Annotated in this window: 19 protein-coding genes; 3 read left to right on the top strand and 16 right to left on the bottom strand. The window is 65.8% G+C overall.

The annotated features are described in order from the left end of the window. Positions 1-65: 65 nt before the first annotated feature. Entirely contained in the window at positions 66-1,205 is a 1,140-nt protein-coding gene (locus C404_RS47955) for a PilT/PilU family type 4a pilus ATPase (RefSeq protein WP_021195931.1), read from the top strand. A gap of 398 nt (positions 1,206-1,603) precedes the next feature. Beyond that, positions 1,604-2,101 (top strand): glutathione peroxidase, encoded by a 498-nt coding sequence (locus C404_RS47950; RefSeq protein WP_021195930.1) that lies wholly within the window; start codon positions 1,604-1,606, stop codon positions 2,099-2,101. Here the strand turns inward: C404_RS47950 and C404_RS47945 are convergent, their stop codons facing one another. From C404_RS47945 to C404_RS47895, 11 genes are all read right to left on the bottom strand, one after another. Next, positions 2,102-2,800: a helix-turn-helix transcriptional regulator gene (locus C404_RS47945; RefSeq protein ID WP_021195929.1), complete on the bottom strand. Its 699-nt coding sequence runs from the start codon at positions 2,798-2,800 to the stop codon at positions 2,102-2,104. Positions 2,801-2,866: 66 nt separating this feature from the next. After that, positions 2,867-3,346 carry a cupin domain-containing protein gene (locus tag C404_RS47940; RefSeq protein ID WP_031329682.1) on the bottom strand — a complete coding sequence of 160 codons (480 nt, stop codon included), beginning with the start codon at positions 3,344-3,346 and terminating at the stop codon, positions 2,867-2,869. 70 nt (positions 3,347-3,416) lie between these two features. After that, positions 3,417-3,812, bottom strand: a complete 396-nt coding sequence (locus C404_RS47935) for a VOC family protein (protein WP_021195927.1) — start codon at positions 3,810-3,812, stop codon at positions 3,417-3,419. A gap of 169 nt (positions 3,813-3,981) precedes the next feature. Further along, positions 3,982-4,713 (bottom strand): LrgB family protein, encoded by a 732-nt coding sequence (locus C404_RS47930; RefSeq protein WP_021195926.1) that lies wholly within the window; start codon positions 4,711-4,713, stop codon positions 3,982-3,984. Further along, positions 4,710-5,087, bottom strand: a complete 378-nt coding sequence (locus C404_RS47925) for a CidA/LrgA family protein (protein WP_021195925.1) — start codon at positions 5,085-5,087, stop codon at positions 4,710-4,712. The genes C404_RS47930 and C404_RS47925 overlap by 4 nt, the downstream gene beginning before the upstream one ends. Before the next feature lie 52 nt (positions 5,088-5,139). Next, entirely contained in the window at positions 5,140-6,384 is a 1,245-nt protein-coding gene (gene glcF, locus C404_RS47920; protein WP_021195924.1) for a glycolate oxidase subunit GlcF, read from the bottom strand. Between the two features lie 12 nt (positions 6,385-6,396). After that, complete coding sequence (gene glcE / locus C404_RS47915; RefSeq protein WP_021195923.1) at positions 6,397-7,530, bottom strand: glycolate oxidase subunit GlcE; 1,134 nt, start codon at positions 7,528-7,530, stop codon at positions 6,397-6,399. Between the two features lie 23 nt (positions 7,531-7,553). Next, positions 7,554-8,474, bottom strand: coding sequence for an ion transporter (locus C404_RS47910; protein ID WP_021195922.1), 921 nt, complete (start codon positions 8,472-8,474; stop codon positions 7,554-7,556). An 8-nt stretch (positions 8,475-8,482) separates the two neighbouring features. Then, complete coding sequence (locus tag C404_RS47905; RefSeq protein WP_021195921.1) at positions 8,483-9,976, bottom strand: FAD-linked oxidase C-terminal domain-containing protein; 1,494 nt, start codon at positions 9,974-9,976, stop codon at positions 8,483-8,485. 162 nt (positions 9,977-10,138) lie between these two features. Further along, positions 10,139-11,029 (bottom strand): LysR substrate-binding domain-containing protein, encoded by an 891-nt coding sequence (locus tag C404_RS47900; RefSeq protein WP_021195920.1) that lies wholly within the window; start codon positions 11,027-11,029, stop codon positions 10,139-10,141. 27 nt (positions 11,030-11,056) lie between these two features. Continuing rightward, positions 11,057-12,475, bottom strand: a complete 1,419-nt coding sequence (locus C404_RS47895; protein WP_021195919.1) for an FAD-binding oxidoreductase — start codon at positions 12,473-12,475, stop codon at positions 11,057-11,059. 116 nt (positions 12,476-12,591) lie between these two features. Between C404_RS47895 and C404_RS47890 the strand changes: the two genes are divergently transcribed. Continuing rightward, positions 12,592-13,149: a cob(I)yrinic acid a,c-diamide adenosyltransferase gene (locus tag C404_RS47890; RefSeq protein WP_021195918.1), complete on the top strand. Its 558-nt coding sequence runs from the start codon at positions 12,592-12,594 to the stop codon at positions 13,147-13,149. A gap of 70 nt (positions 13,150-13,219) precedes the next feature. Here the strand turns inward: C404_RS47890 and C404_RS47885 are convergent, their stop codons facing one another. From C404_RS47885 to C404_RS47865, 5 genes are all read right to left on the bottom strand, one after another. Next, positions 13,220-14,134, bottom strand: a complete 915-nt coding sequence (locus C404_RS47885) for a mechanosensitive ion channel family protein (RefSeq protein ID WP_021195917.1) — start codon at positions 14,132-14,134, stop codon at positions 13,220-13,222. A gap of 177 nt (positions 14,135-14,311) precedes the next feature. Next, a complete protein-coding gene (gene aroG / locus C404_RS47880; protein WP_021195916.1) occupies positions 14,312-15,391 on the bottom strand; it encodes a 3-deoxy-7-phosphoheptulonate synthase AroG in 1,080 nt (359 codons plus the stop codon). 386 nt (positions 15,392-15,777) lie between these two features. After that, a complete protein-coding gene (gene tldD, locus C404_RS47875; RefSeq protein ID WP_021195915.1) occupies positions 15,778-17,241 on the bottom strand; it encodes a metalloprotease TldD in 1,464 nt (487 codons plus the stop codon). A gap of 154 nt (positions 17,242-17,395) precedes the next feature. Next, complete coding sequence (locus tag C404_RS47870) at positions 17,396-18,265, bottom strand: carbon-nitrogen hydrolase family protein (RefSeq protein WP_031329680.1); 870 nt, start codon at positions 18,263-18,265, stop codon at positions 17,396-17,398. 5 nt (positions 18,266-18,270) lie between these two features. Next, the gene (locus C404_RS47865; RefSeq protein ID WP_021195913.1) at positions 18,271-22,539 is read right to left on the bottom strand and encodes a YhdP family protein; all 4,269 of its coding nucleotides are present in this window, start codon (positions 22,537-22,539) and stop codon (positions 18,271-18,273) included. Positions 22,540-22,607: the final 68 nt, after the last annotated feature.

Here is a 22,607-nt window from a genome sequence, read left to right as displayed (position 1 = left end):
TGCACGGATGCGCTAACTGGCAACACGTTAGCGCGCACACCAATTCCTTCTAGGAGGGGCACGCCATGCTGGACCGCGAAGCCGCCACCAAATACATCCACGAACTCTTGCAGTTGATGGTGAACAGCCGTGGCTCGGACTTGTTCATCACGTCGGAATTCCCGCCCGCCATCAAGGTGGATGGCAAGGTCACGCCGATCTCGCAGCAGCCGCTGAGTGCAGTGCAGGCCATCGGTCTGGTCAAGTCGATCATGAACGAGAAGCAACTGCGCGAGTACGAAGACACCTCCGAGTGCAACTTCGCCATCACGGCACCGGGCGCGGGGCGCTTTCGCGTGTCAGCGTTCATCCAGCAGGGCCGTGCCGGCATGGTGCTGCGGACTATCAATACGAAGATTCCCTCGCTGAGTGAGTTGGACCTGCCGCCACTGCTCAACGAGATCGTGATGAGCAAGCGCGGGCTGGTGATCGTGGTGGGTGCCACGGGCTCGGGCAAGTCGACCTCGCTGGCGGCCATGGTGGGCCATCGCAATGCCAACTCGTACGGCCACATCATCACCATCGAAGACCCGGTCGAATACGTGCACGCGCACCAGAACTGCGTGGTGACGCAGCGCGAAGTGGGTGTGGATACCGAGTCGTGGCACGTGGCGCTGAAGAACACGCTGCGCCAGGCGCCGGACGTGATCCTGATCGGCGAAATCCGCGACCGCGACACGATGGAATACGCCATCCAGTACGCAGAAACCGGCCACCTGTGCCTGGCCACGCTGCACGCCAACAGCTCGAACCAGGCGATCGACCGGATCATCAACTTCTTCCCGGAAGAGAAGCGTCAGCAGCTGCTGATCGACCTGTCGCTGAACCTGCGCGCGATGATCGCGCAGCGTCTGCTGCCGCGCCAGGGCAAGAAGGGTCGCGTGCCGGCGGTGGAGATCATGCTGGCGACGCCGCTGGTGCAGGACCTCATCTTCAAGGGCGAGGTGCACGAGCTGAAAGAGGTCATGAAGAAATCCCGCGAGCAGGGGATGATCTCGTTCGACCAGGCGCTCTTCGATCTGTATGAAGAAGGCAAGATCAGCTATGAAGATGCGCTGCGCAATGCCGACTCGCTGAACGATCTGCGTCTGCAGATCAAGCTGCATAGCAAGCGTGGTGGGCAGACTGATCTGTCGGCGGGGACCGAGCATCTGAACGTGGTGTGATGTTTGTTCTGGGATGGATGCGGTTGGTCCATCCCTTGTTTCATCCCCTGCCGGGGCTGACTCACTTTCTTTGTCTTGCCAAAGAAAGTAAGCAAAGAAAGGCGCGCCCGAGATGGTGACCCCCTCCTTGAATTTCTGTCGCAGGGAGGGAGAGCGGGCAAACTCGCTGCGCTCAGACAGGCCCGCTCTCTTTTTCCTCCCTGCAACAGAAATTCAAGGCGCCATCTAGGGCATCAACGGCCAAACCGGTGGTGTGCATGTGTCGGCGCTGCGCCGCGCTTTGATTCCCTGCCCCCTTGCCGCAGGGCAGGGAAAGCCACACCGGCGCGGGACTGGCGTTTCTGGCATTCTCCGGCCAGACTTGATTCGTCCTTTCCACCTTTCTCTCGGGGTTTCCCATGTCTGATGTCTACGCGTTCGAGGCAGATTCGCTGACAGGGCAGCGCGTGCCGCTTTCGCAATATCGCGGCAAGGTGCTGTTGATCGTGAACACGGCAAGCAAGTGCGGGTTCACTCCGCAATACGCGGGGCTGGAGGCGGTGTACAAGCGCCTGGGCGAGAAAGGCCTGGAAGTGCTCGGCTTCCCCTGCAACCAGTTCGGTAAGCAGGAGCCGGGCGAGGCGGAGGAGATCGGCGCGTTCTGCGAGAAGAACTACGGCGTGTCGTTCCCGATGTTCAGCAAGATCGACGTGAATGGCGACAACGCGCATCCGCTGTACAAGTGGCTGACGTCCGAGAAGCCTGGCGTGCTGGGCTTGGAAGCGATCAAGTGGAACTTCACCAAGTTCCTGCTGCGCCGTGACGGCACGGTCTACAAGCGCTATGCGCCGTTGACCAAGCCGGAAGAGATCATTGGCGATATCGAGATGCTGCTGGCAGAGCCCGATCCGGTTTGACTAGCAGTCAGACCCACGCACCTTGCGCATGAAATCCGCCAGCGAGCGCTCGGCGGATTCCGCAAACTGCCGCTCCAGGATGTCGACCTTCACGCAGCGGTCCAGGCGGAAGGTGCGGTAGTCCTGACGGTGCTCGCACCACGCGGCCACCAGCCACACCTGCCCCCAGAAGAACAGCCCGAGCGGCTGGATGCACCGCTCGGTCAACTGGCCCTGCGCGTCACGGTAGGAGAGCCGCGCGACCGCGTGGCGGCCGAGTGCAGAATGCAGCGTATCGAAGACTTGCTTGACCTCGCTGCCCATGCCGTAGCCGGGCGCGAAGATGCGCGTGGTCTCGGCTTCGGAGCGGCGCTCGGCGGGCAGGGCGCCCATCAGCTTTTCCAACGCGGCTTCGACCGAGCCGGCCATCGTGCCGCCGCTCCACGCCTTGATCATCCGCGCGCCTGCGACCAGCGCCTCCACTTCATCCGCGGTGAACATGAGCGGGGCCAGATCGAAGCCGGCGCGCATGCGGTAACCGATGCCGGCCTCGCCTTCAATCGGCACGCCCGAGATAGAGAGATCGCGGATGTCGCGATACACCGTGCGCTCGGACACGCCCAGGCGGTCGGCCAGCATTGCCGCCGTGGTTAAACGGCGGCCTCGCAGGATCTGGGCAATCTGGAACAGGCGGTCAGCGCGGCGGGTCATGCGCGGCATTGTAGTGGGCTTCGGGCCGGGTGCCATGCGCGCCATGATTCGACCACCTAAGCCCGCCTGAGCCCACTAAGCGCCGAAGGGCGTCAGCTCGCGCTGCGGGTGGATATCGACCACGTCGACCTGCTCGCCACGGCGCAGCATGCGCTTGCCCAGCCGGGGGAAATCGGCAATCTCGATGTTCAGGTGTTCGCCGCCGCACAGGTAGAGCAGGTCGTCCTTGCCGCAGTTGCGCAGGTGGTGCGCAATGCCGACGGGGAAGGCCATGAAATCGCCCGCGCGCACGGTAAAGATGCTGTCGTCGATATCCGCCTGCGCCTCGCCCGAGAGGATGTAGATCCATTCCTCTTCACGCTGGTGCGCGTGGTAGACAAACGACTCCTTGCCTGGCGGTACGCGCGCGTAATTGATGCCGGTGCGCTTGAGCCCGAGCAGCCGGCCCATCATCGTGCCGTGGATTTCCGACAGGCTGTTCCAGGGGTGCGAAAACGACTGCGTGCGCGCAGCAATGTCGGCGGCGCGCATGAGATAGGGCGATTGACTCGGCATGGTGTTGTTCTCTATGTCTGTCAGGAGGCCGGCGCCTGCGCGCCGGCCGGTACAGTCGTCCCGCGCAGCGTTACTGCTGCAACAGGTACGACTGCGTCTTGGCATCGGGCTCGTGCAGGCCGACGCGGTTGCCTTCGGTGTCGACGATGTGGGCGATGCGGCCCATGTGGTCGGGCAGCGTCATCGGGCCGAACACGCATTGGCCGCCGCTGCCGTTCACGCGCTCGAGCACGGCATCCAGGTTGGGGGCGTTCAGGTAGACCACGCTGCCCCTGTCGGACGGGGCAAAGCCTTCGCCCTTGACCAGCGCGCCGTGGATGGTCGTCTCACCTGCCGGGAACACGCCCATGGTCAGGTCGCCCATGTCTTCCTGCTTGAGCTGGGTGTCGAAGACGTTCTCGTAAAATTTCACCGCGCGCGGGAAATCGTTGGCGGGGATTTCAAACCAGTTGATGACGCTTGCCATGGTGCTCGCTCCGGTTGGTGAGGCAGGTGGTTGGGGGAAACCTGTCTCGTTAAGGTGAAGCGAATTCTGGCGGGGGGCTCCTGACAGCGTTCTGTCAGGAGCCTTCAGGAGAGAAGTGGGTGTTGCAAATTGCCCAGGCAGTGAGCGCCGGGGCGGAGGGAGGCGGGGCTCAGTGCGGAATCCAACCCGCCAGCAGCGGCACGAGTATCGCCGTCAGCACACCGTTCAAGCCCATGCCCAACGCCGAGAACGCACCCGCTTCCGGGCTGACCTGGAACGCGCGCGCCGTACCGATGCCGTGCGCCGCAATGCCGGTCGCAAAGCCGCGCACGCTGTACGCACGGATGCGCAGCAGGTTCAACAGCCGCGTGGCGGTGGTTGCGCCCACGATGCCGGTAATCAGCACCAGCACGGCCGTGATGGTCGGGGAGCCACCGATTTTCTCCGAGATGCCCATGGCGATCGGGATCGTCACGGACTTCGGCGCCATGGAGCGCAGCGTTTCCGGCGTAGCACCCAGCAGCCACGCGATGCCCACCGCCGACACCACCGCCACGACCGACCCGGCCAGCAGCCCGCACATCAGCGGCAGCGCATGCCGGCGCAGCTTCGACCACTGCTGGAACAGCGGCACGGCCAGCGCCACGGTGGCGGGCCCCAGCAGGAAGTGCACGAACTGCGCGCCGTCGAAGTAGGTCTTGTACGGCGTGCCCGTCAATGTCAGGAGCGTGCCCAGAATGACCACCGCAATCAGCAGTGGGTTGACCATCGGATTGAAGCCGCTGCGCTCGTGCAGGCGCACGCCGATCAGGTAGGCGATCAGCGTGGCGGTCAGGCCCAGCAGCGGGCTGGCTGACAGGTAGACCCAGAGTTGGTACAGGTTGGGTGCCATCGTGTTCATGGGGCAAGCTCCTCGTTGGCCTCGCCGTGGTCACCCATCCGGCGCATCAGGGCGCGTGTGACGAGCGCGCCTGCGGCAATCGACAGCCAGGTCGACACGACGGTCGCCACCACGATCGGCAGCCATTCCTGGCCGATGCGATGCAGTTGCGTGATCACACCCACGCCGGCCGGCACGAACAGGATGGTCAGGTGACGGAGCAAGTCGCTGACCGTGCCCTGCATGACTTCGAGCACGCGGCCCTTGTCCACCAGCAGGTAGATGACCAGCAGCACCATGCCGATCACCGGGCCGGGCACCGGCAGGTGCAGCGAGTACGTGAGCAGCTCCCCTATCGACTGGAACGTCAGCAGGATCGCGAAGGTTTGCAGCATGGGGCCTCCGGGCAAAACGAAGCGGGCAGTATAGAACCGACGCGCCGACGTTTCAGGCCAGCATCCGGTCCACCAGCTCGATCCAGTGCTCGACCGGCGTATCCGTGCCGCTCTGCAGATGCGTGACGCAGCCGATGTTGGCGGTGACGATGCGCTCGGGCTGCGTGGCCTGCAGCTTGGCGAGCTTGTCGTCGCGCAGGCGGTAGGCCAGCTCGGGCTGCAGCACCGAATACGTGCCCGCCGAGCCGCAGCACAGGTGGCTGTCGGCGCAGAGCTTGACGTCTACGCCCAGCGCGCTAAGCAGCGTTTCCACCGCACCACGAATCTGCTGCCCGTGCTGCAGTGTGCAGGGCGGGTGCCAGGCCACGCGCGGGCGCTGTGCTTCGGGTTTGGCCTTCTGCAAAAGCGCATCGTAGAAGGCCGGCAGCACTTCGCACAGGTCCCGCGTCATGGCGGACACGCGCGCCGCGCGCTCCGCATAGACGGGGTCGTCACGCAGCAGGTGGCCGTAGTCCTTGACCATCGCGCCGCAGCCGGAGGCCGTCATGACGATGGCCTCCGCACCGGCTTCGATATGCGGCCACCACGCATCGATGTTGGCACGTGCGTTGCCGAGGCCGCCCACGTGGTCGTTCATGTGATAGCGGATGGCGCCGCAGCAGCCGGCACGGTCTGCGCTGATGAGCTGCACGCCCAGCTTGTCGAACACGCGCGCCGTGGCCGCATTGATGTTGGGCGACATGGCCGGTTGCACGCAGCCTTCGAGCAGCAGCATCTTGCGTGCATGTGCGGTGTTTGGCCGCACACCTGCGTGCGGCTGTTTGGCCGGGACTTTGTTGCGCAGCACTTGCGGCAGCAGCGGACGCACAGCCTGCCCCAGCTTGAGCGCCGGGCCGAACAGTGCGGGCCGCGTCAGGCTCTCGCGCAGTACCCAGCGCACCGCGCGCTCGCCCAAGGGGCGCGATTCACCACGCGCATCGAGCTGGTCATCGACGATCTTGCGGCCGATCTCCACCAGCCGGCCGTACGTCACGCCGGACGGGCAGGTCGATTCGCAGTTGCGGCAGGTCAGGCACCGGTCCAGGTGCAGGCGCGTGGCCTGACCGGCGGGCTGGCCTTCCAGCACCTGCTTCATCAGGTAGATGCGCCCGCGCGGGCCGTCCAGCTCGTCGCCGAGCAGTTGGTAGGTCGGGCAGGTGGCCGTGCAGAAGCCGCAGTGCACGCACTTCTGCACGATGCTTTGGGCTTCTTCGCCGTCGGGGGTGTTGCGCAGGAACGCCGCGAGCGTGATTTGCATGATGAGCGTGCTTTAGAAATCTGCGTACAGACGGCCCGGGTTGAAGATGCCGTGCGGATCGAAGCTGTCCTTCAGGCGTTTGTGTACGGCCATCAACGGCGCGGCGACGGGCGTGAAGACGTCGCTCGCACGATCGCCGTTGCGGAACAGCGTGGCGTGGCCACCGGCCTTGTTTGCGGCATCGCGGATGGTGTCGGCGGGGGTACTGGCGGTGTCGATCCACCAACGCTGACCGCCGCCCCATTCGACGAGTTGTTCATCAGCCGATGCATGGCCGAGTGCGAGCGGCGGCGTGGCCGGGGGCAGGGCAATGCGCCACAGCGGCAAGCTGCCCTGCGTGGCACGCGCGAAGAACGCGTGCGATTGCTCACGCAGGTCACGCCAGAACGAAGCGGCTTCCGCATCGTCAACACGCTCGCCGCCCAGCTTGGTGATGGCTGCGCGCACCGCCGCATCGGCACCGCTCAGGCGCACCCACAGCGCACCGTCGATCCACGCAGACGCGGCAATCGGCAAGGGCTGGCCGCCCCAGCGGTTCAGCGTGTCGATGGCCTCGGCTTGTGGCAGGGCAAAGCGCAGCGTCGCATCGCAGAACGGCATCGGCAGCACCTTCAACGACACCTGCACCACCAGGCCGAGCGTGCCGAGCGCACCCGCCATCAGGCGCGAGACGTCGTAGCCGGCCACGTTCTTCATCACCTGGCCGCCGAAGTTGAGCAGGTCGCCGCGGCCATCCATCGCCACCGCGCCAAGCACGAAATCACGCAGTGCCCCCACCGATTGCCGGCGCGGGCCCGACAGGCCCGATGCAAATGCACCGCCCACCGTGGCCTGTTTGCCATCCGCAGCAAAGTGCGGCGGCTCGAAGGCGAGCATCTGCTTGTGCTCGGCCAGCGCGGCTTCGATCTCGGCGAGCGGCGTGCCACTGCGCGCGGTGATCACCAGCTCTGCGCAGTCGTAGTCGACGATGCCGGACCACTCACGCGTGTCGAGGGTGGTGCCCTGCGGGGCAGGCGCGCGGCCGTAGAAATCCTTGGTGCCGCCGCCACGTAACGTGAGCGGTGTGCGGCTGTCAGCCGCCTGCGCGATGGCATCGCGAAAGTGCGCAAGCGTGGGGGAAAGCGTGGTGTCTGGCGTAATTGACATGGCGAACGTCCGGGCACGGCAGCTCACTGGCTGCGGGCGGTTTCCGTGGAAAGGGGCGGCAGCTTGGTCGCGCAGCGCTTGCAGAACACGGCGTCGGCGTCGTGGCCTTCGGTGGCGCAGTGCGTACAGGTGCGTGTCTTGGGCGAGCGCTCGCGCATGGTGTTCACCAATTCCGCGCCGATGATGCCGGTGGGGAACGCGATGATGCTGTAGCCGAGCAGGATGGTCATCGACGTGATGAACTGGCCGAGCGGCGTTTTCGGCACCAGGTCCCCAAAGCCCGTGGTGGTGAGCGTGACCACCGCCCAGTACATGCTGACCGGGATGCTGGTGAAGCCATGCTGCGGCCCTTCCACCACGTACATCACGGTGCCCAGGATGATGGTGATGATGAACACCGTGCCCAGGAACACGAAGATCTTGTGCCGCGCGTTGACCAGCGCACGCAGCAGCACTTGCGCTTCTTCAAAGTAGATCGTGAGCTTGAGCACCCGGAACACGCGCAGCAAGCGCAGCAGGCGCACGTCGATCAGGTAAGCCAGTTCCGGTGCGAACACCGCCAGCCAGGTCGGCAGGATCGAGATGAAATCGATCACGCCATAGAAGCTCAGCACGTAGCGCCAGGGCTTGCGCACCACCAGGATGCGCATGATGTACTCGGCCGTGAACAGCAGCGTGGCCAGCCATTCGATCACGGTGAAGAGCGTGCCCGCGCGCTCGTGCACGCTCGGCAGGCTGTCGAGCATCACCACCAGTACGCTGGCAAGAATGGCGACCAGCAGGGTCACGTCAAACTGGCGCCCGGCGCGGGTTTCGGCCTCGAAGATGATGATGTACCAACGGCGGCGCCAACCCTCTTCTTCGGGTTTGCCGAGGTACTCGCCCAGGCGCGCGTTATGGGCGTGCCACCGGTATCGGTTGGTGCTGGAAGGGTTCTGGCTCATGGGCAGGCTCAGAAGCGCGGCAGATCCGGATGCGGCAGCAGCCCGTTGCGCACGTGCAGCTTGCCGTACTCAGCGCAGCGCGCGAGCGTGGGGATGGCCTTGTCGGGGTTCAGCAAACGCACGGGGTCGAAGGCGGCCTTCACGCGCAGGAAGGCGTCGCGCTCCTCGGTCGAAAACTGCACGCACATCGAGCTGAGCTTCTCCACGCCCACGCCGTGCTCGCCGGTGACAGTGCCGCCCAGCTCCACGCAGGTCTCGAGGATGTCCGAGCCGAACAGTTCAGCGCGGTGCCATTCGTCCTGGTCTTCGCCATTGAAGAGGATGAGCGGATGCATGTTGCCGTCGCCCGCGTGGAACACGTTGATGCAGCGCAGGGCGTACTTCTGCTCCATCTCTTGAATGCGCCGCAGCAGCGTGCCGATGTGCTTGCGCGGGATGGTGCCGTCCATGCAGTAGTAGTCCGGCGAGATGCGGCCCGCTGCGGGGAAGGCGTTCTTGCGGCCGCTCCAGAACTTCAGCCGCTCGGCCTCGCTTTGTGAGACCTGGATGCGCGTGGCACCGGATGCGCGCAGCACCTCGCTCATGCGCGCGATTTCTTCGGCCACCTCTTCGGGCGTGCCGTCGGATTCGCACAGCAGGATGGCGGCGGCGTTCAGGTCGTAGCCGGCGCAGACGAATTCTTCCACGGCGGCGGTGGCGGGCTTGTCCATCATCTCCAGCCCGGCCGGGATGATGCCCGCGGCAATCACGTCCGCCACGGCGTTGCCGCCGGACTCCACATCGTCGAAGCTCGCCATGATCACCTGCGCCAACTGCGGCTTGGGGATCAGGCGCACCGTCACTTCCGTCACCACGGCCAGCATGCCCTCGGAGCCGATCACGGTGGCCAGCAGGTCCAGGCCGGGCGCGTCGGGCGCCTCGCTGCCGAATTCAACCACCTCGCCGTCCATCATCACCGCCCGCACGCGCAGCACGTTGTGCACGGTCAGGCCGTACTTGAGGCAGTGCACGCCGCCGGAGTTTTCGTTGACGTTGCCGCCGATGGTGCAGGCGATCTGCGACGACGGATCGGGCGCGTAATACAGCCCGTGCGGGTTGGCCGCCTCCGAAATGGCGAGGTTGCGCACGCCCGGCTGCACGACCGCGGTGCGGGTGTACGGATCAACCTTGAGGATGCGTTTGAACTTAGCCAGCGACAGCACCAGCCCGCCCGGCGTGGGCATCGCGCCGCCCGACAGACTCGTCCCCGCGCCGCGCGGCACCACGGGCACGCCCATGCGGTGGCACACGCGCAGGATCTCGACGACCTGCGCTTCGGTATCCGGCAGCACCACGGCCAGCGGCACCTGCCGGTACGCGGCCAGGCCGTCGCATTCATAGGGGGTGGTGTCTTCGCGTTCCCAGAGCAGCGCGTCGTCGGGCACGATCTGCGACAGCGCGGCGACCAGTTCGGCCTGCAGGGCAGACGGGTCGCGGGCGGTATTGGGGAGCGGCGCGTTCATGGGGTGTCTCTCTTGGTGATCGCCCGGCTACGGTGGCCGGGGCGTGAGGGACTATAGCCCGGCCGTCGCACCGCGCGGCGTGTTAAGGACTTTTGCGATGATGAATTTGGCTCGCGCAAACGGCCAATCCGGTTCATCGCGGTGCAGCAAGGTGCTGCCGGCTTACCAATCCAGCCCAAGCAGCCAATCCACAAAATGCTGCGCCTCGGGCTTCATCGGCGCCTGCTCGCGCTGGACGATGTAATACGCATGCGGCGACGTCGACTCAATATCCAGCAACCGCACGATCTGCCCCGACGCCAGCCAGTTGCGCGCCATGGCCTGCCGCACCAGCGCCACGCCCTGGTTGGAGGCCACCGCCTCCAGCATCAGGCCGATGTCGTTGAACAGCGAGCCGGTGGAGGGCTCCGGCGCATCCAGCCCGGCGGCCTCAAACCACGGGCGCCACGGCTCCAGCGGGCTGCGCAGCAGCGTGAGGTTCAGCAGTTGCGAGGCTTCGGTGATGGTGTTGCCGCTGATCTGCTCGAAGTACGCGCGCCCACATGCCGGGAAGACGGGCTCGTTGAGCAGCAGCGTGGTCTTCAGGTCCGGATAGCGGCCGGTGCCGTAGCGGATTTCGACGTCGGTGTCCTCGGCCTTCACGTCGAGGAACGGGATGGAGAGATGCAACTCCACGTCGATGTGCGGATACAGCGCGTTGAACTCGGGGATGCGCGGCACGAGGTGCTGGCGCCCGAAGGTGGGCGGAATCGCCACGCGCAGCCGCGCGCGCTGCTTGCTGAATTCGGGCCGCGCCAGCTCGTGCAGGCTCTTGAGCGCGTCCTGCACGCTGCGCAGGTAGCGCGTGCCGGCAGCGGTGAGCCGCAGCGCCGTGCCGGTGCGCACAAACAGGTCTTCGCCCCACAGCTCTTCGAGGTTCTTGATGCGGTGGGAGACGGCGCTGGGCGTGACCGACAGCTCTTCGGCCGCACGCGCGAAGCTGGCATGGCGTGCCCCCGCTTCGAAGGCAATCAGCAGATGCAGCGGAGGAACGCGCTTGAAGACGGAGGACATGCGGGCGGTCGCTGGTGGTGGAGCCGGTTACAGGTGGAAGATCTTGCCGGGGTTCAGGATGTGCTTCGGGTCCAGTGCCTGCTTGACGCTGCGCATCAGGTCGATGGCGTCGTTACCGTGCTCGGCGACGAGGAAGTCCATCTTGTGCAGGCCCACGCCGTGCTCGCCCGTGCAGGTGCCGTCCATGGCAATCGCACGCGAAACAATGCGTTGGTTGATGCGCTCGGCTTCTTCCAGTTCTTCCGGCTTGTCCGGATCGATCAGCAGGGCGACGTGGAAGTTGCCATCGCCCACGTGGCCGACGATGGGGGCGGGCAGGTGCAGCGCGCTGGCGAGCAGGTCTTTCTCGGTTTCCACCACGCACTCGGCCAGGCGCGAGATTGGCACGCACACGTCGGTGGTGACGGCGCGGCAGCCGGGCTTGAGCTGCAGGAAGGCGAAATAGGCGTTGTGACGGGCGTTCCACAGGCGGCTGCGGTCTTCGGGGCGCGTGGCCCATTCGAAGCCCTGGCCCTTGTGTTCGGCGGCGATCTGCTGGACGGTCTCGGCCTGTTCCTGCACGCCGTGCTCCGAGCCGTGGAACTCGAAGAACAGCGTCGGCATTTCGGGCAGCGTCAGCTTGTCGTACTGGTTGATCGCGCGGATGGCCAGCGCATCGACAAACTCCACGCGCGCAATCGGCACGCCCATCTGGATGGTGTCGATCACGGCGGACACCGCATCGCCCATGCTCGGGAACGCGCACACGGCGGCGGACACGGCCTCCGGCTGCGGATACAGCTTCAGCGTGATCTCGGTGATGACGCCCAGCGTCCCTTCGCTGCCGATGAACAGGCGCGTCAGGTCGTAGCCCGCTGAGGATTTGCGCGCACGGTTGGCGGTCTTGATGATGCGGCCGTCGGCGGTCACCACCGTCAGGTTCAGTACGTTCTCGCGCATCGTGCCGTAGCGCACGGCGTTGGTGCCGGACGCGCGTGTTGCGCACATGCCGCCAATGGACGCATCGGCGCCCGGGTCGATCGGGAAGAACAACCCGGTATCGCGGATTTCCGTGTTCAGTTGCTTGCGCGTGACGCCCGGCTCCACCGTCACCGTCAGGTCTTCTGGGTGGACGGCCAGCACGTGGTTCATCTGCGAGAGATCGAGGCTCACGCCGCCGGCCACGGCCAGCAGGTGGCCTTCGAGCGACGAGCCCGCGCCGTACGGGATCAGCGGAATCTCATGCTCGAAGCACAGTTTGGCGACGGCAGCGACTTCCTCGGTGGTCTGCGCGAAGACGACGGCGTCGGGCAGCATCGGGTCGTAGGCGGATTCGTCGCGGCCGTGGTGGGCGCGCACGGCTTCGGCGGTGGAGAGGCGATCGCCGAAACGGGCACGCAGTGCATCGAGCATGGTCTGCGGGATGGGCCGGCGAATCAACTGGGAGGGCGGTGCGGGGTGGTTCATGGCTGCGGGTGTCTCCGACAATGTTGTGCGGCTCTGGCCGGCCTAGGCGATGATTCTAACGCCGGGGCTGTCTGTGGCTTGCGATAATGTCGGCTAGACACACTAGGAGACGCACCGTGGGCAACCGCTTATCGAAGATCGCCACGCGCACCGGCGACGACGGCACCACCGGCCTCGGCGATGGCAGCCGCACAGCCAAAGACAGCCTGCGCATCGCCGCCATTGGCGACGTTGACGAACTGAACTCGCACATCGGCGTGCTGCTGACGGAAACGCTGCCCGAGGGCGTGCGCACTGCGCTCACCGCTATCCAGCATGACCTGTTCGACCTGGGCGGCGAGTTGTGCATCCCCGGCTACACGATGGTCACGACCGCGCACGTGTTGCGGCTCGACCAATGGTTGGCGGACTACAACGCCGACCTGCCGCGCCTGGCCGAGTTCATCCTGCCCGGTGGCAGTCGCGCGGCGGCGCAGGCGCACATCTGCCGCACCGTCGCGCGCCGGGCGGAGCGCAGTATCGTCGCGCTCGGCCGGGCTGAGGCGATCGGCGAGGCGCCGCGCCAGTATGTGAACCGCCTGTCGGATCTGTTGTTCGTGCTGGCGCGTGTGCTCAATCGCGCGGATGGCGGCACGGATGTGCTGTGGAAGCGCGACGAGCACAAGCCGGCGTAATTACCGTCGGCGCCAAAACAAAACGGCCCGGTCGTTGCACCGGGCCGTTTGCTTTTTGCGAACGCGTGGATCAGTTCACGCTCGTTGGCGTTGTGGTGCTCTGTGCCACGGCGGTCAGGCCTGCCAGCTGGCCCGGCGTCGTGATGGTCAGGGCTTGCGACGGCGTTGGCGCCGGGAAGCCGCCTTCGGCCAGCGCTTCCTTGATCGTGCGGTTGGTGTCGAAGTAGACCTGCCAGTAGTTGTCGTTGTGCGTGTACGGGCGTACCGCCAGCACCGGTCCGACCAGGTTGAACTCCAGAATCTCCACGTCGACCGCCGGATCGGCCAGCACGTTGGGAATGGCCGCGATTTTTTCCTTGAGCAGGGCGATGGCGGCACGGTGGTCGGCGCTGCCGGCCAGTTGCGCCTTCAGCTCGACGCGGCGGAACGGGTTGGAGGTGTAGTTCTGGATCGTGTCGGCGAAGATCTTGCCATTGCCGACAATGGTGATCACGTTGTCCGGCGTGTTGATGGTCGTGGCAAACAGGCCGATCTCCTTGATCGTGCCTGTGGTGCCGCCAGCCGTCACAAAGTCGCCCACCTTGAACGGCCGCAGCACGATCAGGAACGCACCCGCTGCAAAGTTCGACAGCAGGCCCGACCACGCCATGCCGATGGCCACGCCGGCCGCCGCAATCAGCGCCGCGAACGTCGTCGTCTGGATGCCGAAGTAGCCCAGGATGCCGATCACCAGCAGCACGTTCAACGTGACGGTGATGATCGAGCCGACATAGCGCAGCACGGTAGGGTCGACCTTCTGCCGGCCCAGGGAGTTTTCCACCAGGCGCACGGCCAGGTTGATCAGCCAGCGCCCGACCACCCAGAAGACGATGGCGCCGAGGATCTTCATGCCGACATCAGCGGCGTACTGCTCCACGATCGCCTGGTACTTGCTTGCCGTGGTGACGGCGGTATTGACGGCGGTGTCCGCCAGGGTGTCTGCCATGGTTGCCTCCGGGGTGGGCAGGGGAATCCTCCTACGATATGTCAAAGACAACGCACTTGTGTGACTTTGATGTCTTTTGCTCACATTTGTTATATATCCGGCGCTTTGTGCAGCGGACAACAAAAAAGGACGCCCGCAGGCGTCCCTTCTCAAATCACGTTGATGCAGCGTGTTGGCTTAGTTGCCGCTGCCCGGCACCAGGCGGCGCTTGCGTACCGCGTCGGCCAGCGTTTCCAGCACCTTCAACGAATCGTCCCAGCCGATGCAGGCGTCAGTCACGCTCTGGCCGTAGGCGAGGTCGGACACCGGCGTGCCCTGTACGTGGTCCTGGCGGCCGGCGTTGATGTGCGACTCCACCATCACGCCGACGATGCGGTTGTCGCCCGCTGCCATCTGGCGGCCGATGTCTTCGCACACCGGGATCTGGTTCTCGTGCTTCTTGCTGCTGTTGGCGTGCGAGGCGTCGATCATCAGGCGCGCGGCCAGGCCCGACTTGGAGATGGCGTCGCAGGCTTCCTGCACGCTGGCGGCGTCATAGTTGGGTGCCTTGCCGCCGCGCAGGATGATGTGGCAATCCTCGTTGCCTGCCGTCGACACGATGGCCGAGTGGCCGCCCTTGGTGACCGACAGGAAATGGTGCGGCTGCGATGCGGCCTTGATGGCGTCCACGGCGATCTTCACGTTGCCGTCGGTGCCGTTCTTGAAGCCGACCGGGCACGACAGGCCGGAAGCCAGCTCGCGGTGCACTTGGGATTCCGTCGTACGCGCACCGATCGCGCCCCAGCTCACCAAGTCAGCGATGTACTGCGGGCTGATCACGTCGAGGTATTCGGTGCCGGCGGGCAGACCCAGCTCGTTGATGTTCATCAGCAGCTCGCGCGCGGTGCGCAGGCCGTCATTGATCTTGAAGCTGCCGTCCATGTGCGGATCGTTGATCAGGCCCTTCCAGCCGACCGTGGTGCGCGGCTTTTCGAAGTACACGCGCATGACGATTTCCAGCTCGTTCTTGAAGCGCTCGCGCTGCTCGACCAGGCGGCGGGCGTAGTCCATCGCGGCCTTGGTGTCGTGGATGGAGCAGGGGCCGATGATGACGATCAGGCGGTCGTCCATGCCGTGCAGGATGCGGTGCATCGCGTTCCGGCTTTGGTAGATCAGGTCGGACACGGCATCGCTGCACGGGAATTCACGAATCAGATGTGACGGCGGCGTCAGCTCTTTGAGTTCGCGAATGCGCAAATCATCGGTGTTCTTCGGCATGGAAAGCTCCTGGGGTGTCTTGTTCGTATTGGAAACGTCTACTGTGTTCGGATCATGTTTCGCGTCGGTGCCGGGGTGGGGCAGGTGACAGGGCGAAAAAAAACCGCCAGGGTCGCTGGCGGTTTTCGGTATCTGCTGGGTGCTTTTATTTTTGCTGCAAGCGCCCCTCTCCTTCCGCCAGCGGTGCGAGATGCCAAAAGTAAAAGTAAAAAAACTTGGCGAAGGACATGGAGAGAATGCTAAGTGCTGCAACAAAAATCAGGGAAGCGCGGGTGACTGCAACTACCGCGCCGCACCAATCGAGCCGTCTTTATAGCTGCTTTTTCTGAGCGCCGCAAGCGCGGGTTTTCCGGGCCTGCGGCATCAAAACGACGGCTTTGTGGCGATTAAGCCGTCCCGCCCACCGTCATGTTCTCCATGCGCAGGGTCGGTTGGCCCACGCCCACCGGTACGCTCTGGCCTTCCTTGCCGCACACGCCGATACCCGAATCGAGGCGCATGTCGTTGCCGATCATGGTCACGTGCTTGAGCGATTCCGGGCCGCTGCCGACCAGCGTGGCGCCCTTGACGGGGTAGGTGATCTTGCCGTCCTCGATCATGTAGGCCTCGCTGGCGGAGAACACGAACTTGCCGTTGGTGATGTCGACCTGGCCACCGCCGAAGTTGACCGCATACAGCCCCTTCTTGACGCTGGCGATGATCTCCTGCGGGTCTTTGTCGCCGCCGAGCATGTAGGTGTTGGTCATGCGCGGCATGGGCAGGGCAGCGTAGCTTTCGCGGCGGGCGTTGCCGGTCACGGGCATCTTCATCAGGCGCGCGTTGAGCGTGTCCTGCATGTAGCCGGTGAGGATGCCGTCTTCGATGAGCGTGTTGCACTGCGTGGGGTTGCCCTCGTCGTCGAGATTGAGCGAGCCGCGGCGGTTGGCCAGCGTCCCGTCATCCACCACGGTGACGCCTTTGGCCGCCACGCGTTCGCCCATGCGGCCGGAGAACGCCGACGAGCCCTTGCGGTTGAAGTCGCCTTCCAGCCCGTGGCCGATGGCTTCGTGCAACAGCACGCCGGGCCAGCCCGGGCCGAGCACGACGGTCATGGTGCCGGCCGGTGCCGGCTTGGCTTCCAGGTTGACGAGTGCGGACGAGACCGCTTCGTCCACGTATTCGCGCAGCAGGTCGTCGGTGAAGTAGCCGTAGGCATAGCGGCCGCCGCCGCCGGAACTGCCCATTTCGCGGCGCCCGTTCTGCTCGGCGATGACGGTGACGGAGATGCGTACCAGCGGGCGTACGTCAGCGGCGATCACGCCGTCGCTGCGTGCGACCAGCATCACGTCGTATTCACCGGCCAGGCCGGCCATGACCTGCACCACGCGTGGGTCTTTGGCGCGGGCGAGCTTTTCGATGCGCTCGAGCAGGGCGACCTTTTCGGAGGCCGTCATCGAATCGAGCGGGTCTTTCGGTGCATACAGCGAATGGCCGCTCGGGCCGGTGGCCAGGCTGTTCGCCACCTTCACGCGGCCAGAGCCGGCCTTGCCGATGGTGCGCGTTGCACCTGCGGCCTGCATCAGCGCGGGCAGGCTGATGTCGTCGGAGTAGGCAAACGCGGTGCGGTCGCCCGAGACGGCACGCACGCCCACGCCCTGGTCGATGCTGAAGCTGCCGGACTTGACGATGCCTTCTTCCAGGCTCCACGCCTCGTTGCGCGTGTACTGGAAGTAGAGGTCGGCGTAGTCCACACGGTGCGTGAAGATGTCGGCCAGCGCGCGCTGCAGGTGCGCCTCATCAAGGCCGTACGGATCGAGCAGCACACGGCGCGCGATGGACAGATTCTGGATGGCGATGTCGCCTGCGTTCATGGTGGGTTCTCGCAAAGAAATTCGGTTGGAACCGGTTCTCGATCCTACTGCGCTGCCCGATCTTGGCCCTGCGATGCTCGCCGTACCCGTGTACGGCCGCGCTTCTCGGGCCAACCTCGGGCCGCTCGCTACGGATCGTAAACCGGTTCTTCGACTACATCACACGGTGTTTCAACGCCGGCAAGTCCTGGCGCACTTGCGCCAGGCGGGCCGGGTCCATGTCGCCGACGACCACGCCTTCGCCTTCAGGCAATGCGGCGATGACTTCGCCCCACGGGTCGACCAGCATGGAGTGGCCCCATGTGCGGCGGCCGTTTTCATGGCGCCCGCCCTGTGCGGCGGCGAGCACGTAGCACTGGTTTTCCACCGCGCGGGCGCGCAGCAGGATTTCCCAGTGCGCGGCGCCCGTCACGTAGGTGAAGGCCGCCGGCATCAGAATCAAGTTCAGGTTGCCCTGCGCTGACAGCGCGCGGTACAGCTCCGGAAAGCGCAGGTCGTAGCACACCGACATGCCTACGCGCCCACATGGTGCATCAAAGGCGACTGGCGTGGCGCCGGGTTCGATGGTGCGGGCCTCGTCGTAGCGCTCTTCGCCGCGCACGAAGTTGAACAGGTGGATCTTGTCGTAGCGCGCTACGCGCACGCCGGCTGGGTTGTAGGCGAGCGACGTATTGCGCACGCGCTGTTCGTCTTCGCACCACATCGGCAAGGTGCCGCCGACGAGCCACAGCTTGTGGCGGCGCGCGGCATCGGCCAGAAAGGTCTGGATCGGGCCATCCTCGTCGTTCTCGCGGATGGCGACCTTGTCGCTGTCCTTGCGGCCCATCTTGCAGAAGTATTCGGGCAGCAGCGCCAGTTGCGCGCCTTGGGCGGCGGCCTCGGCGAGCAGCGCATCGGCGCGCGCCAGGTTGGCGTCCACCTCGACACTCGTCACCGTCTGGATGGCGGCGACACGGAAAGGTGCCTCAAAGGGCATACCGGAGCCGGATGCGGCGTGGGCGGGAGCAACGGTCGTGGAAGTCATGGTGCCTATTTTGCCGAGGTTTCGGAATGGCTGCCTGTGCCTGAACTGGACGCGACCTTGTCGATCTTCGGATTGGCCCAGCTTCCTGTGACGTGGTACTGCGTAGCGAATGCCTTCGACAGTTGGTCGCCCAGGACCAGCTGTGCGGCCAGCGTGCCCAGCCCGATGGCCGGGTTGATGAACGCCGCGGCCAGCGACGCCGATGTGGCGTCCACCTTGGGCGTGACCTTCACGTGCAGATCCTGTGTTTCATCGAGGATGTTGGCCGAGCCCTGCATCGCCACCTGGAACTGCGGGCCCTTGACCGTGAAATCTTCCGTGCGGGCGACGCCGCCGGCGATGCTGCCGGTGGCAGCCACACTCTCGAACGGCGTACCGCGGCCGGTGGCGCTGCGCAGGTCGGTGGCGAAGTGCAGCAGGCCCTGCAGGCTCAGCACACCGGCCAGCTTGGCCAGGCCCGGGTCGACCGGCAGGAACTGCCCGCGCTCCAGGTTCAGCGCCATGCGGCCGTTGAGCGTCGGGTAGTCGATCGACATGGGCGAGCCGCGCCACACCACGCGGCCTTCAAACTTGCCCTTGGCGCCGTCGATCACCTTGGCCAAGCCCATCTTCTGCAGCAGGTCGCCGGTGTCGCGCAGGTCGAGGTTGAAGTCGAGCAGGGTGCGGCGCTCCGGATCATCGCCACCGCCGCGCAGACGGCGCGGAATGCGCCACGTGCCGTGCGCAGTGAGCGTGGCGGCCGGCTGCTCAATCTTGAGTGTCTCCAGCGTCCACACCGGCGCGCCGTCGGTGATCTGGCTGCGTGCCTTGATCTCCAGCTTGCCGAGCGCCTTGCCGCGCAGGTCGAACTTGTCGGCCACGAGGTCGAGCGACGGAATTTCCTGCGAGCTGCTGGCCAGGGACTCGGTCAGCGCGGTCTCTTCCTGCGCATCGGGAATGTTCATGCGCGACAGGCGCATCGTCAGCTCACCGAAGGGCACGGCGGCGCTCTCTGCGTGCCAGCGCGTGGTGCCGGCGATCTCGCGCGAATCAATGGTCGATTGCCAGTTGGCGCCATCGCGCGTGGCATCGACGCTGACGCTGCTGAAATCACGGCCGAGGATGCGCAGCGTCTGCGCGCGCCCACTCAGGCGGGTGGGCAGGTAGGCGTTGTGGCTACCGGCGGCGCTGGCGGCAGCATGATCGGAAGCCGATTGCGCGGCGCTTTTCTCACCCGCCGGCGTGGCGAAGACCTGGCGCCAGGCATCGACGTCGAGCCGGTCCAGCGTCAGGTTGGCCTGCACGCCCTCGGTGGGTTGCGGTACGGGCTGACGCACGCCGATGCCGCCGCGCAGCACTTCGGTGCCGTTGCCGTTGCTGCGCAGCTCGTAGCGTGCGGAGGCAATGTTGCCGATCTGCAGCGTGACTTCGTCGAGTGCGTTGTTGGCCGCCAGCGGCTGCATGTCGAAGCGCACCGGCAGCGGCTGGCCGGCGGCCTTGTTCAGCGGTGCGGGCAGGCGCACCGTCATTGGCGTCAGGTCGGACTGCACCTGGATGACGGGCCGATGCTGCTTGACGCTGATGGTGGCGCTGTACGGTGCACTGCCGTCCAGCGTGCGGGCAATGGCGGCGATGGGGCTGCCTTGCGGCGTGGTTTCACGCAAGCCCTGGGCCGAGGCGGTGCCAGCGACCTGGATGCGGATCGTGCCGTCAGGCGCGGTGCCGCCGGTTGGGCGAATCTCGCCGCCGGCAAAGCGGGCGCGCAGGTTATCAAAGCCGATGCCCTTGTGCGTGAAGGTGAGCGCCCCGGTCACGTCGGTCAGTGGTGGCGCCTGCGGGATCAGCGTGATGTCGTTGCGCAGGAAGGTCACGCTGCCCTGGGCACGGGCCGTGTGCATTTCGTTGAGCGGCAGGTCGAGCTTGAGCGCGAGCGCGGCGTTTCCTTGCGCGCGCGCATCTTTGGTGAAGTGGCCGATCCAGCCACTAACCGGGCTGGCCTCGATGTACTGCAGGAAGCTTTGCGTGGCGCCATCGGCATGGCCGTCGATGGTGAGCAGCGGATGGTGGTCGCCCATGTCGGGCAGGGTGCCGCTCACGTCGGTCAAGGTCACGTCGGCAACTTTGGCGCGCGCCACCTTGAACGACATCGATGGCCCGTCGAACACAACCGTGCCTTCGGTATCGGTGAATGCGGGCCAGCCGGTCGGGTGCGAGGCATCCGCGGGGGCCGGCTGGTAGGTCACGTCCTTGACGGGCACCTCGACGCGGAACACGCCCTTGTGCGGCGGGCGGTACGGGAAGTCGTACAGGTCGCCGGTCAGGACAAGGGTGACGTCGCTGGCGGTGCCGCCCTGCAGGGCGCCCGCCAGGTACTCGCGCGTATGCGGCCCGACGGACAGCGGCAGATAGCGCGGCACACGTGTGACGGTGGCGCGCTCCAGCGTGCCCTTCAGGTCGATGGTGCCGACATGGCTGGTGTCCGGCGCATGGCGGTAGCTGCCCGCAAACCGGGCCGACAGATCGCCATTGGAGAGCGTCAGGTTGTCGCTGCTGACGATCAGTTCCTGCTTGCGATACGTCCAGTTGAAGGTGCCTTGCAGGCGGTCCAGCGGCACCCGTGCTTCATCGAAGAGGCCGGGCAGGAGCAGGGCGGTATCGGAGGAATCGATGCGCAGCGTGCCCCGCTGTGTCCCATCCTGGTCAGAGAAGACGGCGTTGCCGGAGAGGTTCTCAACGCCGGGCACGGCTGGCTCGGGGTGGTGACCGGCCGGCACGGCGGGCAGTGCGCCGGGCCCAAAGGACACCTGCCGCAGCGTGGCGCGCCCTGTGAAGTGCACCGGCGCCGGCGTATTTGGCCGCCAGCGGGAGACATCGCGCTGCCAGTTGATGTCGAGATCGTCGATGCGGCCGGCGGGCTGCTTGGCGCGCAGCGGCTCCAGCACACCGGCGGGCAGCGGCATGGCGGTGGCAATGCTGCGCAGATCGGTCAGATCCAGCGTTGTGGCCTTCACCTGCAAACTGCGCAGCTCGTTGCGTGTATCCAGGGCCCAGCCGACGCTTGCGTTGCGCAGCCCGCGTGGCGTGCCGGCCGGGTTGGCTGGGGCTTCGATGCCGGGGCCGGCCAGTTCGGGCGCGGGCGCCGGTTGGGCGGGCAGGTTCAGCGGCTGCCAGAGCAGCGTGTCGATGCGCAGTGTGTGTTCGCCGTTTGCGGTGCGCTGCTGCGTGGCGAGCGCCTGCAGGCTGCGCAGCTGGAGCGGGTCGAGATCTTTCCGGATCTGCAGGTCGAGCTGCTGGCCGGTCAGCCGCGCCTGGCTGCGCGTGAAGACGCCGTGGGCAAACTCCACCGAGCCGTCTGAACTGATGGTGCCGCTCTTGGCGGCCGCCATCACCGGCACATAGCGCTGCACCGCGGCCAGCTGCAGCGTGTCGACCTGCCAGTTGGCCTGGCCATGCCAGTGCCGCCAATCGCCGGGGCGGGCCAGCAGTTCATGGCGGAAATCGGCGTGCAGCTTGATCGCGCCGTTGAAGAGGCTGGGCGACGTGCCGCTGGCGTCCAGCCGGTGGCGGGTCGGGCCGCTGCGCAATTGAACGTGCACATTGCCCAGTGCCACTTCGGGCAGCTTCTGCTGCTCGTCGAGCCAGCGCACGGCGCCCTCGCGGAAGTCGATGTCGCCCTGGGAGAGCAGTTGGTCGAAGAAGTTGCTGTCACCACCGGTGTCGGGGCCAAGCGGCATGCCGGCTACGAGCAGGGCACCCTCGGGCGTGCGGCGGACCAGCACGTCGGCGCGGCTGGCGTGCAGCGCGGCAAACGTGATCTGCATGCGCAGCAGTGAGCGCCACGAGAGCCGCGCCTGCACGTCCTGCACGGCAAAGGTCTGGCGGCCGGCGGTGTCAAGCGCTTCGATGCGCTGCGCGCGGAAGGCGGGGTGCCAGCCTTCCCAGTAAGTTTCCAGCGAGCCGATGCCGACGTTGGCGTGCAGTGCGCTCGACGCCTCGCGCTCCATCCATTCGCGTGCCACGCTCACGCGCGGCCACAAGACAAAGCGCACCAGCACCATGCCGACCATGGCCAGGACAACCAGTGCGACCACCGTTTTCCACAGGGTGCGCCACAGCCTGCGCCAGATCGGCGCGCGGATGCAGGCAAGAACGCCGCCGACGATCTTGCCGGCCAGCCGCGCGATCCATGCCCAGGTGGCGCTGACGGCGCGCAGGCCTGTCCGGCGGGTGGACAGGGTGCTGGCGTGTCCGCCATCGGACTTCGGCGATTCTGGGGGCTGTGGCAGGCGGGGCATGACCGGGATTATCCGATATTCGTGGCGCAGTGCCACATTTGGAGCCTGGAGAAGCCCGGATGCAGCCC

The sequence above is a fragment of the Ralstonia sp. AU12-08 genome (assembly GCF_000442475.1).
In the GTDB taxonomy this organism is placed as follows: domain Bacteria; phylum Pseudomonadota; class Gammaproteobacteria; order Burkholderiales; family Burkholderiaceae; genus Ralstonia; species Ralstonia insidiosa.
Note: the sequence above shows the minus strand (reverse complement) of the source record. Positions and strands in the feature narration are given on the sequence as shown.